The organism is Aquirufa regiilacus (assembly GCF_032470275.1).
Classification (GTDB): domain Bacteria; phylum Bacteroidota; class Bacteroidia; order Cytophagales; family Spirosomataceae; genus Aquirufa; species Aquirufa regiilacus.
In genome coordinates, this window is record NZ_JAVNWW010000001.1 from 312,861 (window position 1) to 330,643 (window position 17,783).

The following is a 17,783-nucleotide window of genomic DNA, read 5'->3' on the forward strand; positions in this document are numbered from 1 at the left end:
AGTTGACAGATTTTAGTAGTCTGTGGACAATAATCAGAAGTCAGATACCCGGTGGATAAGGGTCTTTATTCAGTTGTCTGTGGGCAGTTGAAAGTGCGCTGTGGTCAGATATTAGTAGTCTGTATTCAGATGTCAGCTGCTAATTGACTAGGGTAAGTATTCTGTTGTCCGTTAATCATCCCATCGTTGAAAAAAACAATTTCGCAGTCCTTCATATTTCAATTAATCCTTAGGTTTTTGTTCAAAAATTACTAGGCTAAAGCCATGGTACATTCGAAATTTAGATGCGAGTTGTCGCGTCTAAACATATGCCAACGTCTAAAGTCTATTGTCTAAAGTCCAACGTTCAAAAAGAAACCCAAGGATTTCTCCCTGGGCTCAAACTCTAAACTCTTCACTCTTCACTCTTCACTCTTCACTCTTCACTACCATATCTTAATCCGCTCTTCCGGTTTCTTATACAATTTATCTCCCGGTTTCACATCAAAAGCTTTGTACCAAGCATCCATATTAACAGGTGCACCAATAATCCGGTATTGTGCCGGCGAATGCGGATCTGTTTGAATTAAGTTAGCTGCAGTTTCAGGTAATGATGAACCTCTCCAAACCTGTCCATACGATAAGAAGAACCGTTGGTCCGAAGTAAACCCGTCAATTTTCGATTTAGACTTTCCTTGCTTCGTCATTTTGAACGCGTCATAAGCAATGTTTAAACCACCTAGGTCACCAATGTTTTCTCCTAAGGTCAACTTTCCATTTACGTGTAGCGTATCCAAAATCGTATATGCATCAAATTGCTTAACCAATAACTCAGTTCTCGCTTTGAATTTGGCAAGGTCATCTTTTGTCCACCAATTACGTAAAGTTCCGTCTTTGTCGTATTGACTTCCTGAATCATCGAATCCATGTGACATTTCGTGGCCAATGACCGCACCAATACCTCCATAGTTAATGGCATCATCCGCCTTGGCATCAAAGAATGGGAATTGTAAAATCCCTGCAGGGAAAACGATTTCATTCATCACCGGGCTATAATACGCATTAACCGTTGGTGGCGACATGCCCCATTTTGTGCGATCTACCGGTTTTCCAATCTGAGCGATGTTCTCTTGGAACCCCCAAGCACCTGCATTACGCATGTTTTGGTAAAATGCCTTGGGCGAAATTTCCAAACCTGCATAATTTTTCCATGTGTCTGGATAGCCGATTTTTGGCGTAAAGGCATATAATTTAGCTAAGGCCTTTTGCTTGGTTTCCTCACTCATCCAATCCAATTGCTTAATTCGGATTTCGAATGCTTTGCGTAGGTTTTTAACCAATTCCTCCATCCGCACTTTCGCCTCGGGTTTGAAATATTTCGCGACATACAATTGACCCAATAATTCTCCAATCACCCCATCCGTTAGAGATGACATGCGTTGCCAACGAGGCGTTTGAACTTTTTGGCCACTGATTACTTGATTAAATGTGAAGTTGGCCTTCACAAATGGAGAACTTAAATAGTTGGAAGAACCTTTCAATAGATTCCATGTCAAATAGGTTTTCCACGTTTCAACGGGTGTCTCAATTAACATCTTGTTAACAGACTCAAAGAATTTTGGCGCAGAAACCAACACCGAATCGGGTGCTGTTGTGCCAAAATCTTGGAAGGTTAATGCCCAATTGAATGCCGGAGTTTTTTGATTAAAATCCAAGAAAACAAGTTTATTGTATGTCTTATAGGGATCACGCATTTCCAAACGTGACATCTGCGCTTCCGCTAATTTTTTCTCTAATTGGAAGATGGTTTCCGCATTTGCTTTTGCCTGATCTGGGGAAGTTCCAATTAACTGAAATAACGTAGCAATGTAGGTTTTGAATGCTTCCTGAATTTTTAAACTGCGCGCATCCGACTTTAAATATAAATCACGATCCGGCAAGGATGTTCCGCCTTGGCCTAATTGAGGAACCTGCTTATTCACTTGTTTACGATCTTGTCCTACGTAAAAACCGAATAGAGGAGAACCAGCACCCGATCTGCGCATGCGAGCAATCTCGGTCACGACTTGTGACTTGAATTGGATGGAATTAATTTGGTTTAAGTCGGCCTGAATTGGTGTAAATCCGAGTTTCTCAATGGTCAAACTGTCCATGGCAGCGGCATAGAAATCTGCCACGCGGCGCTCAACGGATCCAGCAGCGGCTTTCGATGTTTGCGTCTCTTCCAAGATTGTTTTTACCGCATTGCTATTAAAATCACGTAATTGGTTAAATGTGCCCCAGCGCGTTTCTTTGGCCGGAATTGGATTTTTTTTCACCCAATTCCCATTCGAATATTGTGCGAAATCATCTCCAGGTTTAGCCTGAAGATCCATATTAGATCGGTCGATGTATTTAAAAGGAGTTTGTGCTTCTAAAGCAAATGACCCTAGTAGAAATACCAGGATAGGTAGAACATGATTTTTTCTCATAAGTTTATATTAGATGAAGTTTTAATAACTAATTTACGACGGTAAATGTTTTCTATGAAAAAAATTCTACTTATTGTTCTATTTGCTTGCGGCTTTAACGCGCTCGCGCAAAAACCAGCCATGACGCATGAACGTATGTGGCTGCTAAAAAAAATAGGAACTCCAGCGCTTAGCCCTTCTGGCAAATGGGTCATCTACAGTCGGACCGAAACATCCTATAATCTTGATGAACAATCCACCGACTTGTGGCTTGCTGCTGCAGACGGTTCCACAGAACCTCGAAAAATCACGAATTCCAAAGGGGGTGAAGATAATTATTTTTGGCATCCTACGCTTCATCAGATCTTTTTTACGGCTAAACGAGAAGGGGATGAAGTAGCTCAATTGTATCGATTAAACTTGGATCTTGGCGGAGAAGCCCAACGAATGACAAACATTTCTACGGGTGTACTTACGCCTAAAATCAGTTCGGATGGTAGTAAAATTGCCTTCACCTCTCGAGTGTTTGCCACAGCATTCACCGATTCTTTAAGTAAGAAATTGGCCGAAGAAAAAAAGAAGATTAAAACCAAAGCACGTGTTTATACTTCTTTCCCGATTCGCTATTGGGATTCTTGGTTGGATGACAAACAATCACATGTCTATGTGATGGATTTAACTGCTTCTAAACCAGCACCTAAAAATATATTTTCTCAAGTACGTTTAGTTGAATCGAAAGGATTCCAATTGGGCTCTTTTAGCTTTTCACCTGATAACGCTCAAATTGTATTTGCGGCAACAACGGAGTATAACACAGGAGCTTTCCAATCTGCTACATCACATCTCTATTCCGTATCTATTGCCGGCGGTGCAGAAAAATTACTCAGCACGGATGCAATGAATTATTCCCAAGTTCAATTTTCCGAAGATGGAAAATACTTGATTGCGACAGGGCATACAAATGGAACTAAGATTTATTATGTAGACCATATGTATCGTTTTGCTTGGCCATCCATGGAAGATCGTACCGAATTGGTCGTTGGGCTTGACCGACCGATCAACGATTGGGAAGTTTCAGGCAATTCGATTTTTGCGAGTATTGAAGATCAAGGTGTCGATCGAGTGGTCCAGATTTCAATTGCGTCTGGTGAAGTTAAGCCTACACTTGGCGGGGAGTCAGGATCTATTACAGGGTTGTCGGTGGCGGGAGAAGCGATGGCTTATACTTACCAACATATCGCTGCGCCAGCGGAGGTTTTTGTTTGGAATGCTGGTAAATCGATTGCGATTTCAAAGGCCAATGATGCAGCACTTTCGACCATGGATTTACCCAAGTCTGAAGTTTTTTGGACCAAATCGTCTCGCGGCAAAATGATTCGCAGTATTATCTTGCGTCCTGCAGGTTTTGATGCCTCCAAAAAATATCCACTCTTTGTTTTGATGCATGGTGGACCCGCCATTTCGTTTAAAGATACCTTTAATTTCCGTTGGAATCCCTATGTGTTAGGCTCGACCGATTATGTCATTGTGATGACGGATTATACCGGATCTGTGGGCTATGGGGAGAAGTTTGCTCAGGATATTCAATTTGATCCTTTCAAAGGCCCAGGGAATGAGATATTGGAAGCAGCAGCCGATGCAATCAAGCGCTATTCGTTTATCGATGCTTCCCGACAGGCAGCTGGAGGAGCGTCGTATGGGGGGCATTTGGCCAACTGGATGCAAGCCACAACTTCACATTTTAAATGTTTAGTGGCTCATGCGGGATTAGTTAATTCTGAGGTACAATGGGGAACATCCGATGTGATTTGGGGAAGAGAGTTAATGAATGGCGGCGCACCCTGGGTGCCTACTAAAACGTGGAAAGAACAAAATCCGATGCGCTTCGCTGCTAATTTTAAAACACCGATGTTTATGACAGTAGGGGAGAATGACTTCCGTGTTCCGATTAATAACACACTTGAAAACTGGAGTATTCACCAACGCTTACAAGTGCCTAGTAAATTGATTGTATTTCCGGGAGAAAATCACTGGATACTAAATCCGGATAATTCGAAGTTTCATTATCAGGAAGTGAGGAATTGGTTAGGGATGTATTTGAAGTAGTCGCTAGTCGCTAGTCGTCAGTCGCTAGTCACTAGTCGCTAGTCGTTAGTTGTCAGTCGCTAGTCGTCAGTCACTAATCGCTAGTCGTTAGCCGCTAGTCACTAGTCTCTAGTCGCTAGTCGGTAGTTGTCAGTCGCTAGTCGTTAGTCGCTAGTCACTAGTCGTTAGTTGTCAGTCGCTAGTCGTCGGTCGATAGTTACTAGTCATCAGTCGTTAGTCCACAGTCGCTAGTCATTGGTCTAAAAGAAGAGAGACTTCATTCATTAAACTCTCAGCCTCTGGACTAGTGACTAGCGACTAGTGACTTTTACAACTCCACCATCTTTCCCGTCCGCACCGACTCATCACAAGCAAACGCAATGCGAAGGCTGTTGACCGCATCTTCCACGTGATCCGTCAAGTCCACATCGGCTTGAATGGCATGAAGGAAATAGGCTTGTTCGCGGTCACACAAACCTTGGTGATCCGGTTCGTCCGTAAGATTAATCCATTCATCAGCACGTGTAAATTCATTTTCAGCATTGATATCAGCATGGTGAACACGCAAGGATTCGGTTTTGGTATGTGATTCCACAGAATCAGATTTTCCTTCTCCACTAGCATTTTGTGCCACGATGGAAACGGAACCTTTTGGCCCAAAAACGTCTTTGACGAAATAGGCTGTTTGGGAAATCATAGGCCCCCAACCGGCTTCATACCAACCCACGGAACCATCTTCAAAATGTATTTGCAGTTGGCCATAGTTATAATTTCCAGCCGGAATATCTTCGGTCATGCGTGCTCCAATCGCCGAAACGCGAACCGGTTTCGAACGCGTCATTTGGCACATGACATCAATGTAATGCACGCCGCAATCCACAATCGGACTTAAACTTGCCATCAAATTACGATGCACATCCCACATGTAGCCGTGAGATTGTTGGTTTAAATTCATACGCATTACTAAGGGTTTCCCCATTTCTTTGGCCACTTCGATGAACTTAATCCATGACGGATGATGACGTAAAATATAGCCCACAACGAGTTTTTTGCCCGTTTTTTTAGCTACTTCAGCCACTCGTATGGCACCCGCTAAACTGTCGGCAATGGGTTTTTCAATGAACACATGACAACCGGCTTCCATGGCCTCAATTGCATACGCTTCGTGGGTGTCTGGGTAGGTGGAAATACAAACTGCATCGGGTTTCGTTTCCGCCAAAGCAGCAGAATATTCGTTGAATAGGGGATATTTTCCACCTATTTTAGCATTCAAGGTTTCTTTGCTTTTGCCAGGAGATACCAAGCCGATAATCTCAAAGTCAGGGGAGTTGTGATAGGCCGTTGCATGGGATGCTCCCATATTGCCACAGCCAACTACGAGTACGCGTACTGTTTTCATAATTTCAGGTTTGAATCACCAAGTTAACAAGAATGATTATATATTTCGGTTTTACGCCTTTAGAAAATATGCGCAAGATAGGAATCATACTACTGTTTGTTTGCCAGGGTTTGTTGGCACAAAATACCAAAGGGGTTGCGGGTATTCCCGACAGCTCGTTCGCGAATTATTCGGCATGGAAATCCGCGCTGAAAGAGGATCCAAGTCTCCTGTTGGCGGAATTAACCGCTTCTCAAGTGAAAGCAACCCGAACCTTGGTGTATAAAAAGTTGGGCCAAAGATCATTAGTGCTTGATGTATACGAGCCGCAGGATAAAAATTCCCGAAAATCTTTATTGTTTTTTCATGGCGGCGGTTGGCGAACGGGTCATCGCTCACAGCATGTGATGTTGGCAAAAGCCTTAGTTACCAAGGGCTATCGGGTCTTTTTAGCAGAGTATCGATTGTCTACAGAAGCGCTCTATCCCGCTGCGATGCTTGATGCGCAAGCTGCACTAATTTATTTACACCAACATGCATCGAAACTCCACATCGATGCCAAGCAAATTTTCGTGGGAGGTTATTCTGCCGGGGGCCAAATGGCTGCATTGCTCGGATCCGTTCAGGATGAAAACCTTTTTGGGAAGGGACAAAAAATCAAAGGTATTATTGACCTAGATGGTATTCTGGCCTATATCCATCCGGAAAGTGGGGAAGGAGATGATCGCGTTCGGACATCTGCGGCGACTGCTTATTTTGGCTATACCAAAACGGAAAATCCTGTGCTTTGGAACCAAGCATCTGCTTTGCACCATGTATCCAAGCAAGATCCGCCGGTGTTATTTATCAACTCAGGGAATGAAAGGATGCATGCGGGAAGGGATGATTTTCGTGCTCAAATGAACCAATTCGGTATTCTGACGGATGTGTTTACCCATGAAAAATCGCCACATACTTTTTTGTTGTTTAACAAATGGTTTGACAAGACTGTGCAGTTAATGGATCAATTCATGCAACAAATTACTGTAGCACAGGATGGGTCAGGGGATGTAAGAACGATTCAGGAGGCTGTTAACAGAGGGGTAAATAATCAAACCATTTTTATAAAAAACGGCATATATAAAGAGAAAGTTTACATCGATTCACTTCGGCATGATTTGCGCTTGATAGGTCAATCGCGTGCAGGTGTTGTATTGAAGTTTACGCAAGCGCGCGATATTTGGCGTTGTTCAAATCCGGATGATTATGGTGCCGGTGTCTTGAATATCAAGGGCCATGATTTGAGTTTTGAAAACATGACGGTTATCAATGATTATGGGTTGATTACGAAGCAAGATATCACAATTTCCTGTACAAATGAGGCTGGGAAGACGTCGGTCAGTACGGTTCAGAAATATGCATTGCCGCGTGAGTCAGGGGAAAAGGATGGGGAGAAAATCGTTCGGGTGGATGGACATCAATTTGCAGTTCGTACCATGCCGGGCGCTACGCGATTGCGCTTCGAGCATTACACCTTTCGGTCCGGAGGTGGGGATACCATGAGTCCCTGGGATGTGAATGCCGGAATGTATTATTTCAATGATTGTGAGATCGAGGGTGGGGTGGATTTGTATTGCCCGCGTGGATACGCATTGGCAGAGAATTGCACCTTCATTTGCCACAACATGAGTGCCGCGATTTGGCATGATGGATCCGGAGAAGAAGGGGCGAAATCCGTGTTGAAAAATTGTCGGTTCATCGGCGATCCGGGTTATAAATTAGGTCGCTACCACCGAGAGGCGCAGTTATTTTTGTTCAATTGCAACTTCGATCAAAACATGGCTGATGCTCCGATCTACCAGTCGGGCGACCGAAAATTAGCTTGGGGTCATCGAATATTTTATGCGGATTGCCATCGTGCTGGCGGAGATTTTGCTTGGCATCAAACGAATACAAATGTCAAATCGTCGGACGTTAATTTTACCTGGGTTTTTGGAGATAAATGGAAATAAGCTTTTATTGTATCAAAAAAATACATTAATTTGTGCCAAACCTCTAAACCTATTTAAAATCTCATGGAAAGAAGACATTTCCTCAAGCAATCGAGTGCTTATTTAGCTGGCTCGTTCTTTTTACCTTCCATATTGAATGCTGCTCCTCGTCCGATGGGTGTGCAGTTGTTTACCTTATTCATGACTTTGGATCAGGATGTGAAGGGGAACATGCAGAAAATTGCGGATTTAGGATATAAGGATATTGAATCTGCTTTTAGCCGTATCGGTGGATTTTATGGCATGTCAGCTATGGAATTTTCAGACTTAAATAAATCATTAGGCATGAATTGGGTTTCACATCATGTGATGGGAGCCCCGTTTAAACCACGTCCAGGATTTGATACGTCAAAGATGCCACGTATGAATAATTTGCGGGATGATGCGCAAGCGATTGTGGACTCCTTGAAGGGGACAACAGTGAAGTATTTGGTCTGTGCGAATATTCCGGTAGAGAATAAGGAAGAGGTGGCTGAGGCTGTGCAGGTTTTAACCAAAGCGGGCAAGATTGCGAATGCAGCAGGTTTGACCTTATGTTATCATAACCATGATCGTGAATTTATGGATGTTGATGGCCAAAAAGCATTCGAGGTATTTTCGAAAGAAATCCCAGCAGATCTATTGAAATTCGAATTGGATTTGGGATGGGCAACGAAAGCAGGGGTAGATCCAGTGGCTTTATTCAAAGCTCAGCCGGGTCGTTTCCCCTTGTGTCACATCAAGGATTTTGATGAAGGATTTAAAAATATCGTGCCAGCTGGCTCAGGTATTGTGAATTTCAAACGCATTTTGGATGCATCATCCATCGCAGGCATGAAGCATTTCTTTATTGAGCATGATATGCCAAAAGACGCGATTGAAAGTTTAACAATCGGTAAAAAGAATATAGGACCTTTGTTGTAATAGATTAGATTAATGATTGATTCTTTGAAAGCGCGGGATGTATGTCCCGCGTTTTTTTTTATGGCCTATGCAAAAACCAAGGGAATTTTAAAACCCCAGGCTTTAGCCTGGGGAATCAAAATCAATAGCTTCTACCTCTAACCTCTAACCTCTAACCTCTTACCTAAGTATCCTAAACTGATAAGGCGCCAATTCCAAATGATCATGGTCCATGCCCACGGTTAAGGTTTCACCCGACCATAAATCTTGCACCTGTGCTGGACGCTGCCCCTTCGAATCCATGATGAACCATGTGATACTTTGCGGTGCTGAACTGAAATTAAATAAACAAGTGATTTTCTCAGAACCATTAAAGCGAACAAATCCGGCGATGGAATTATTTTGGTTTTCCAACCACTGTATATTTTTCAAATCAGCAACAATCGGTAACGATCGACGCAGTTTGATTAATTTTTGGAGCGCCGAATAGACTTGATTTTCGGTGGTGCCTTTTTTATCTACCGCTTTATTGCGTTCCCAATCGATGATCGGTCGGTGCATCCAACGGTTATCATAACTCTTGCCGGAATCCTCCAAATAGCTATAATCATTCGTATAACCCGCTTCGTCACCATAGAATAACATCGGCACACCTCCCACAAACATACTCATGGCTTGCATGAGGATAATCTTGTTGATGGATGTTTGAATTCCAGCCGGATCATTGTGATCGATGGCGTATTCTAATCCACATAAGGCTGCCAATGAGCCCGATAATCGGGCATCTTGGGTCTTCGGATTTACCGCAAATAAGGCTCCTTTCGCAGGAGATCCTGGATGAGCGCCGCTGTAATAGTTTTTGATATAGGAACGATGATCATAGGGTGTAAAACCTGCTTGATCAATCATGTAATCATCATATCCTAATCCGATGTCATCGTGGCAGCGGGTGTAGGTCAACCAGGTTGCGCCCAATGGTTTACGAAGCAATTCATGCTGGGCGTTTTGCATGATGCGTACATCACCGGTTGCCAAAGCATCCCATTGAACGGCCATTTGCGTCGCGTTGTAAGCGAAATCACATTCATGTGTCGCATAACGTCCTGTACCAAAATATTCCATGATTTGGGCTGGAGCCACAATGGCTTCACCCAAAATCGCCATACCCGGCGTGGCTACTTCCGTACACATTTTGATCAATTGCAATAATTGATGTGCCTCGGGAAGGTTTTGGCAGGTTGTACCTACTTGCTTCCAAATGAACGCTGGTGCATCGATGCGAACGACGTCTACACCTAAATTGGCATAGTAAAATACATTGCCCAACATCTCAATGAAAACCTTTGGATTCGTGTAATTCAAATCCCATTGGTAATGATGGAAAACCGTCATCACCCATTTATCTAATTTCTCGTCGTAGGTAAAACTTCCTGGCGAACTTTCCGGGAAAATTTCGGGCATCGTTTCCTCCATTTGATCGGGGATCCGACGGTCGTCGTACATGTAGAAATACTCCTGATATTCCTTGATGCCTGATTTTGCTAGTTTTGCCCATTCGTGGTGATGGGAGGTATGATTCAAGACGATGTCAATCATCAAGTACATGTCCTCTTTTTGCAAGGTCGACTGGAAATTGCGTAAATCTTCGATGCTCCCCAAACGATCTTCAACTACCCGAAAATCCTCTACCGCATATCCTCCATCACTCTCTCCCTCAGGACTTTTAAATAAAGGCATCAAGTGTAAGAAATTAACTCCTAGCTTTTGTAAATACGGTAGTTTACTCGGTAAGTCATTGATTTGGCCAGCGAACCGATCCACGTATAAACTCATTCCTACCAGCTCCTGGCTTAAAAACCATTGGCCCTTCGCTTCCTTTTGTGCATCGCGTTTCTTCAGATCATCGGAACGGTCGACAAATGCCTGACAAATGGAATTTAAAAGGCTTTGAAATAATTGTGCCGACTGTGGATGATTGCCATAAATCGCGTTAAAATGCGATTGAATATCATCGATATTCGCCGTAAATCGTTCTACGAATTTAGCGTCCTTGATTTTATGCGTTTTTACGAGCTCATGGAGCTTGTTTTGAAGAGCTGGGTTGTACACGGATATTAATTAAAAATGCTGTTATTCAAATGTTTAAATGCTTCCATCGCTCCCATGTATTCACAGGTTCGAGCGCCGGCTTTGTTGGCATTCTGGATGATTTTATTCCACCCATCAAATCCTAAATTCGAAGGATTTAAAGACGCATTGTCAAGTTGGTATAATACGGCTCCCACAAAGGCATCACCTGCGCCCGTTGTGTCCGTTGGCTTAATTTGAATACTTGGAATAATGTATGTTTTTCCCTCAAGCCCCAACAGTGTACCATCTTTTCCAAGCGTAATCGTAAAGACTCCAGGGATGTTGGCCAATAAATCTGCTGCAGCGTCCTCTAAAGAAGATTTACCGGTAATCAACATCGCTTCTTCATCACTTAGCTTCGTAAAATGCGCTTGCTTCAGATAAATCCAAGATTGCTTGATGAAGCTTTCTTGTTTGTCGCCAAACAATAGGTGTCGGTAATTGGGATCAAAACTGATTGTTTTACCTGCATTTTTGGCAGCTTCCAGTAAGTGATAATAAGCTGCGTTAAGCGGACCATCTAAGAATGCGGTCGCCGAACCAAAATGAATAATAGTAGTCTGTGTCAGGTCGATCTGACTGACTTCCGCTACTGTTAATTCGGCATCTGCCCCGCGATTAAACACAAAATCGCGTTCTCCATCCAGCATCAGCGATACAAACGCGAACGTCGTAAAGTGATTCGAATCCAAATGCACATGTTGGGTGTTTACATTAAACTCCGACATGACCTGATTCAATTGTTTGCCAAAAGGGTCGTTGCCTACTTTTGCCGATAGTGCTACGGAACCCCCTAGGGCTCCAATCGCAGCAGCCACATTCGTAGGAGCTCCTCCTGGTTTTTTTAAGAAATTTTGTCCGTCGGATAGGCTTGATCCTTTATCGGTACAAATCATGTCGATTAAGGCTTCGCCAATACACAATACACTCATTAGGCTTTGGTTGGGGATGGTTTAATAAAAGCTGTCGCTACGGCTGCAATCGCCAATAACACGCCTGCAAAGGTAATCGCATTTCTTGGATCATTGTCCAAAAAGTGCTTTAAAATATAGCCAAACGATATATTTTGAAAGATCATCGGTATTACAATCATCATGTTGATGATGCCCATGTAGACCCCATAACGTTCTTTGGGAATGTCACTTACAACTAACAAATAGGGGATGCCCATCATGCTGGCCCAACCGATTCCAAAGCCTGAAATAGCAAAGAATAATAGGTTCTTGTTTTCGATATGAGGGAAAGCTAGGAATCCCGCAGCGGCTAATAAAAGGCAAGTCATATGGACCGTTTTGGCACCGTATTTTTTTGCATAATTGGCTAAGGCTAAGGCCGATAGGAATGTAACGATGTTGTACCAGCCATTCACCAATCCTGTCCAAGAAACGGCTTTTTCGTAGAGTTCAGGATTGCCTTTCGGAGTTGCATTCCAGACGGATAAGGCGATACTTTTGGAGGAATTTTGCCAATAGCAAAAGAGGGCATACCATTGGAATAAATACACGAGCGCTAATTGCCACATGACTTTTGGCATGACCTTGATGGCTTGAAATATTTCAATAATAGATTCCGTAACACTTACTTTTTTGGAACGAATCTGAGCTAGTTCTCCGGCGGAAGGTTCGATCTCCGACGTTGTTCGCATGCTCCACCAGATCGAACCAATCGAACAAACAGCCCCTAAAAAGAAGGATGCATACACCCAAGTGGGTAATGAACCTGTTTTGCCTATGAAAATTAAGGGGAAAATGAATAGCGATAGATTGGCTAAGGTTTGGCCAAAACCCGTGAAAAAACTTTGCATCTGAAAGCCGGTGGGTTGTTGTTCCTCATTCAATTTATCCGCGACAAATGCGCGATAAGGTTCCATCGCGGTGTTATTTCCCGCATCTAAAATCCATAATAATCCTGCCGCCATCCATAGAGATGAACTAAATGGGTATAATAAAAGGCAAATGCTGCAAAGAAGTGCGCCAATAAAGAAATAGGGCTTTCTGCGGCCCCAGCGTGGATGCCAAGTGCTATCTGAAAGCGCTCCAATAAATGGCTGAATTAATAAACCTGTCACAGGTCCAGCTAAATTCAATAAAGGAATCTCATCCGGACTAGCGCCTAAGAAATCGTATATGGGATTAACTGCACTTTGTTGGAGACCGAAGCTGTATTGTATGCCAAAAAAACCAACGTTCATGTTGATGATTTGACTGAAACTAAGCGAGGGTTTTTTCAATGACATAGCAATAGGTTTATTTTCAGATTAAATTTAATTAATCTGATGTTGATGGGCAAACAGTTCTACACTGTTCAACTAATATTCTTGTGAAAGCGGGTGAATCATCAATTCGTCGATGACCACATGTGCGGGCTGATTCATTACATAATAGATGCTGTCAGCCATATCTTCCGAGCTCAACCAAGTATGATGGCTGGAATCGCCTTGCGGTTCTGCATGGAAATGGGAATCTACTAATCCCGAATAAACGCAGGAAACCTTGATGCCGTCTTTGCGAACCTCCTTACGAAGGGCTTCCGTGAAGGCGTGTTGGGCATATTTCGACGCGCAGTATAAAGATCCTCCATCAAATACCCGTTTGGCAACATCTGAAGCGATGGAAATGATGTGGCCTTTTTTCGCTGCGCGCATGTGGGGCAATACATTTTGTGAGCATAAAAACGTCCCTTTGACATTTGTATCGAATACTTGATCCCATTTTTCTTCGGTATAAGAATCCGTTGGCCCAAAAGCTCCTACGCCCGCATTATTAATCATGTAGTCGATTTTACCGAATGTATGTGCTGTTTTTTCGACCGCCTGCTGAACAAATGTAGCGTCTGAAACATCCCCTGCAAAGTACAAAGGTCTGTGACCCATTTCGGTAATTTCCGCTGCTAGGTCTTTTAATTCACCTACATTTCGTGCGATAAGGCTTAGTTGGAAGTTGTGCTTCGCGAGTAAAAGTGCTAATGCACGACCGATACCTCGAGAGGCTCCTGAAATGATGGCGGTAGGGTAGTTATTGTTCATAGTTCAAACTTACTAAATTTATGTGGATTGCGCGGAGCTTGTTTATTGAATTATTTTTCTATTAATTTATACAATTCTAATCTAGATAAGCCATGAAAAAGGTCAAAGACATTTTAACCAAGAAGGGGGCGATGGTAATTTCGATTCCTTCGAATGCAAAGATTATCGAGGCTTTGCAATTGATGCAAGATTGTAACGTGGGCTCGGTCGTGGTCATGGATCACGGTCAATACCGCGGTATTTTGACGGAACGTGATTATGCACGTAAGGTGATATTGTTAGATAAAAATTCTTCGGATACGGCCGTATCTGAAATTATGACCACGGATTTACCAGGAGTCGAACTCGGAAGCTCAATTGAAGTCTGCATGATATTGATGTCGGAACGCAATATCCGTTATCTTCCGGTGGTCGAAAATGGTGAAATGATTGGAATTATTTCCAGCAATGATTTGATTAAAGCGACGATTCAAGATCATTTGGAAACAATTGAACACTTGAAAAATTACATACATGCGTAAAAAAGTTGCTTTTTTAATAAATCCATCGAAACGAGATCAATTAAACGCTTATGTGAATTGGGTCAAATCGCGCGTGGAAATGGATCTCGCTATTTTCGACGAAAAATGGCCAAATTCTTTGGCGCCTTACGATGAAGTTTGGGTGATGGGGGGCGATGGGACGTTTAATTATTTTGTGAATCGATATCCTGCATGTTCCTTGCCGATTGGACTATTTAAAGGAGGGACGGGCAATGATTTTTATTGGAAGCTTTTTGGTGATATTTCGCGTGAAATGCATTTATTGGCAATCCTGGAAGCAAAAGTTGAGTCCGTTGACGCAGGTCAAGTAAATGAAATGTTGTTCTTGAATGGCGTGGGGATTGGTATTGAAGGAGAGGTCTTGCGTTCGATGGAGGCGATTCGCTACATCAAAGGCGGATTAGGGTATTATTTGGCGGCAATTCCTGCCTTGTTCAGATTTAAGCATTATCGGATTTCGGGACTTCCTGTCTTTTTATGTATGGTCTTTAATTCATCTCGGGCAGGTGGCGGATTTCATTTTTTTCCCATGGCATCGATTGAAGATGGCGAATTAGATATGATGGTTTGCAAGCCTTTGCCTGTTTGGAAGCGTTTAATTTACATGCCCATCATACAAGCAGGGAAGCATGTGCACTTACCTTTTTTGAATTTTTCACGAATTCGCCAGCAAACCATTTCCTGCGATCGCGTTTTACGCGCTCAGGTGGATGGCGAAGTTTTGGAATCCAAAACATTTGAATTTCAGGTTCTTCCGGCTAAATTTGAATTTATCGTACCTATTAACTTATAAATTATGCTTCATCGAATTATGGCTGTCGCAGCCTTATTTATTATTACGCTCTCCGCATTTGGTCAAGAAGCGGATAAGAAAAAAGTCATTCAATCCATCCAAAATCGTTCCGATCAATACGGTCAAATTGCTCAGAAGATCTGGAATTTTGCCGAGGTAGGCTACAAGGAAAAGCAAAGTTCCTTATTGCTCCAAGAGACCTTACGTCAAGCGGGTTTTCAAGTTGAGGCTGGTGTAGCAGATATACCCACGGCCTTTGTGGCGACATTTGGCCAAGGAAAACCGGTCATTGGAATTATGGCAGAATACGATGCTTTGCCTGGATTATCACAAGATTCCATCCCAACCAAACGTAGTTTAGGTGGGAATTCGGGCCATGCATGTGGGCATCATTTGTTTGGAACGGGTTCTGTCGCTGCAGCCATTGCAGTGAAGGAATGGATGAAGGAAACTGGCCAAAAAGGTACGATCAAATTATATGGTTGCCCTGCCGAGGAGGGTGGTTCAGGAAAAGTGTATATGGTTCGTGCGGGCTTATTCAGTCAATCAGACGTCATGTTGCATTGGCATCCCAATGATGAAAATACGGTATCGGCTTCTTCTTCGCTTGCCAATAAGGCAGGTAAATTTCGTTTTTATGGTTTATCATCACATGCCGCGGCATCTCCTGAGCGGGGACGTTCTGCGTTAGATGCGGTCGAGGCGATGGATCACATGGCCAACATGATGCGCGAACATGTGCCATCATCTACACGCATTCATTATGTGATTACGAATGGGGGTAAAGCACCCAACATTGTTCCGGATTATGCCGAAGTGTATTATTATGTGCGCTCTCCTCAACGGGATGTTGTTATGGACGTTTGGAACCGTATTGAAAAAGCGGCAGAAGGTGCTGCATTGGGAACAGGGACACGTTTTGAAGTGGAATTAATTGGTGGTGTATATGAGGTTTTGCCGAATGAGCATTTAGTAGCTGTCATGGGGTCCAATCTAAAATCTGTCGGCGGGTATAGCCTGTCGGCGACGGAACAAGCCTTCGCAAAACAGCTCCAACAAACACCTGGCATGCAAGTGATTGATTTGTCAACCACGAATCAAGTGTTTTTGAATCACCCGGATCCCAGCGGGGGAGGATCTACAGATGTGGGCGATGTTTCATGGGTTGTGCCTACGGTGGGACTCGGTGCAGCGACCTGGGTGCCTGGAACCGCAGCGCATAGTTGGCAAGCCGTCGCAGCCGGCGGTATGACAATTGGTAAGAAAGGGATGTTGGTCGCTGCCAAAACCCTTGCCTTAACTGCGATGGATTTATTTAAAAAACCTGTGTTGATCGAAGATGCACGTTTGGAGTGGTTAAATAAACGCGGTACTGAATTCCAATACAAGAGTTTATTGGGCGATCGAAAACCTGCCTTGAACTACCGAGACTAAAAATATCAGTTTTTTCGAACGGTATTTGTTTGAAAAATCGTAGCTTTTTGCTGCCCCCTCCTTAACCTTTGGCAAACCTTAAAGGATTGCCAAAGGTAGGCAGCACAAAATAAAAAAACCTTTCGAGGTTTTTTTATTACACTCATTCATCGTAATATTGCAATGTAATGATATAGCAATGGGAATAACCAAAACAGATTTGTTTACCGATGAACAAAATGCAATCGCCCAAATGGCGAAAGTGTTAGGACATCCAGCGCGTGTGGCCATTTTGCAATATTTGGTCAAATCAAAAACCTGTATAAATGGTGATTTGATTTCGGAATTGGGTTTGGCACAAGCGACCATTTCGCAGCACCTGCGCGAATTGAAAGAGATCGGTTTTATTCAAGGCACCATTGAAGGGGTGTCCGTTTGTTATTGCATCAATCCGGAGAAGTGGGCGGAATTCAGCCAACTGTTCGGTTCATTTTTTGAAAATTATTTCGTTTCTCAACAATCTAACTGCTGTTAATTATGAGCTTTCCACGTATGCACGTATCACTTTATGTCAGCAATTTGGCGGCATCTGTGAATTTTTATTCGACATTTTTTGGCCAGCCAGCTACCAAGGTTAAGCCAGGATATGCCAAATATGTCCTAGATAGTCCATCCTTGATTATCTCCTTTATTGAAAATCCGGAGCGCGTTCAGGCCAACTTTGGTCACTTGGGTTTTCAAGTAGAGACTTTTGAAGATATGTCCAATCGCTTAGTAAAAGCGCGTGCGCAAGGTATCGTTTCGAAAGAGGAAATCGGTACGTCATGTTGCTATGCGGTGCAGGACAAATTTTGGGCAACGGATCCTGATGGCGTTCAGTGGGAAGTTTATTACTTTCATGAAGATGCAGAATTCAACGATCCACATTATGAATCCCAAGATGCATCCGCGTGCTGCATGCCTCCCGTAGCTGAAAAAATTGAACTTAAAATGGTTGAAGCGCAAGCTGCAAATACCTGTGCTCCAGGTTCTGGATGTTGTTAATAAATTATCAGTATTTGAATCCAAAATCTCGT

At 43.1% G+C, this 17,783-nt stretch carries 14 protein-coding genes; 8 read left to right on the forward strand and 6 right to left on the reverse strand.

What is annotated here, in order from left to right:
- Window positions 1-425 precede the first annotated feature (425 nt).
- The gene (locus PQG45_RS01345) at window positions 426-2,450 is read right to left on the reverse strand and encodes a M13 family metallopeptidase (RefSeq protein WP_315575929.1); all 2,025 of its coding nucleotides are present in this window, start codon (window positions 2,448-2,450) and stop codon (window positions 426-428) included.
- Between the two features lie 54 nt (window positions 2,451-2,504).
- Here PQG45_RS01345 and PQG45_RS01350 point away from each other — a divergent pair, with 54 nt between their 5' ends.
- Window positions 2,505-4,535 (forward strand): S9 family peptidase, encoded by a 2,031-nt coding sequence (locus tag PQG45_RS01350; RefSeq protein ID WP_316070142.1) that lies wholly within the window; start codon window positions 2,505-2,507, stop codon window positions 4,533-4,535.
- 307 nt (window positions 4,536-4,842) lie between these two features.
- Here the strand turns inward: PQG45_RS01350 and PQG45_RS01355 are convergent, their stop codons facing one another.
- Window positions 4,843-5,913: a Gfo/Idh/MocA family protein gene (locus PQG45_RS01355; protein WP_316070143.1), complete on the reverse strand. Its 1,071-nt coding sequence runs from the start codon at window positions 5,911-5,913 to the stop codon at window positions 4,843-4,845.
- A gap of 68 nt (window positions 5,914-5,981) precedes the next feature.
- On the opposite strand from PQG45_RS01355, the gene PQG45_RS01360 reads away from it, so the two are divergent.
- Together PQG45_RS01360 and PQG45_RS01365 are read left to right on the forward strand one after the other, a co-directional pair.
- Window positions 5,982-7,883: a pectinesterase family protein gene (locus PQG45_RS01360; RefSeq protein WP_316070144.1), complete on the forward strand. Its 1,902-nt coding sequence runs from the start codon at window positions 5,982-5,984 to the stop codon at window positions 7,881-7,883.
- Between the two features lie 63 nt (window positions 7,884-7,946).
- Complete coding sequence (locus tag PQG45_RS01365) at window positions 7,947-8,825, forward strand: sugar phosphate isomerase/epimerase family protein (RefSeq protein WP_316070145.1); 879 nt, start codon at window positions 7,947-7,949, stop codon at window positions 8,823-8,825.
- Window positions 8,826-8,984: 159 nt separating this feature from the next.
- Here PQG45_RS01365 and PQG45_RS01370 read toward each other — a convergent pair whose 3' ends face one another.
- The 4 genes from PQG45_RS01370 to PQG45_RS01385 form a co-directional block, all read right to left on the reverse strand.
- Window positions 8,985-10,913, reverse strand: coding sequence for an alpha-amylase family glycosyl hydrolase (locus tag PQG45_RS01370; protein ID WP_316070146.1), 1,929 nt, complete (start codon window positions 10,911-10,913; stop codon window positions 8,985-8,987).
- A 5-nt stretch (window positions 10,914-10,918) separates the two neighbouring features.
- The gene (locus PQG45_RS01375; protein WP_316070147.1) at window positions 10,919-11,866 is read right to left on the reverse strand and encodes a carbohydrate kinase family protein; all 948 of its coding nucleotides are present in this window, start codon (window positions 11,864-11,866) and stop codon (window positions 10,919-10,921) included.
- Complete coding sequence (locus tag PQG45_RS01380; protein WP_316070148.1) at window positions 11,866-13,170, reverse strand: MFS transporter; 1,305 nt, start codon at window positions 13,168-13,170, stop codon at window positions 11,866-11,868. The genes PQG45_RS01375 and PQG45_RS01380 overlap by 1 nt, the downstream gene beginning before the upstream one ends.
- Window positions 13,171-13,242: 72 nt before the next feature.
- On the reverse strand, window positions 13,243-13,959 hold the full coding sequence (locus tag PQG45_RS01385; protein ID WP_316070149.1) for an SDR family oxidoreductase: 717 nt from the start codon (window positions 13,957-13,959) through the stop codon (window positions 13,243-13,245).
- A 92-nt stretch (window positions 13,960-14,051) separates the two neighbouring features.
- Between PQG45_RS01385 and PQG45_RS01390 the strand changes: the two genes are divergently transcribed.
- The 5 genes from PQG45_RS01390 to PQG45_RS01410 all read left to right on the forward strand — a co-directional run bounded on the left by PQG45_RS01390 (window position 14,052) and on the right by PQG45_RS01410 (window position 17,751).
- Window positions 14,052-14,480 (forward strand): CBS domain-containing protein, encoded by a 429-nt coding sequence (locus PQG45_RS01390; RefSeq protein ID WP_315575912.1) that lies wholly within the window; start codon window positions 14,052-14,054, stop codon window positions 14,478-14,480.
- On the forward strand, window positions 14,473-15,294 hold the full coding sequence (locus PQG45_RS01395; protein WP_316070150.1) for a diacylglycerol/lipid kinase family protein: 822 nt from the start codon (window positions 14,473-14,475) through the stop codon (window positions 15,292-15,294). The genes PQG45_RS01390 and PQG45_RS01395 overlap by 8 nt, the downstream gene beginning before the upstream one ends.
- Window positions 15,295-15,297: 3 nt before the next feature.
- Window positions 15,298-16,728, forward strand: a complete 1,431-nt coding sequence (locus PQG45_RS01400) for an amidohydrolase (protein ID WP_316070151.1) — start codon at window positions 15,298-15,300, stop codon at window positions 16,726-16,728.
- 178 nt (window positions 16,729-16,906) lie between these two features.
- A complete protein-coding gene (locus PQG45_RS01405; protein ID WP_316070152.1) occupies window positions 16,907-17,242 on the forward strand; it encodes an ArsR/SmtB family transcription factor in 336 nt (111 codons plus the stop codon).
- A gap of 2 nt (window positions 17,243-17,244) precedes the next feature.
- Entirely contained in the window at window positions 17,245-17,751 is a 507-nt protein-coding gene (locus PQG45_RS01410) for an ArsI/CadI family heavy metal resistance metalloenzyme (protein WP_316070153.1), read from the forward strand.
- The last annotated feature ends 32 nt before the right edge of the window (window positions 17,752-17,783 follow it).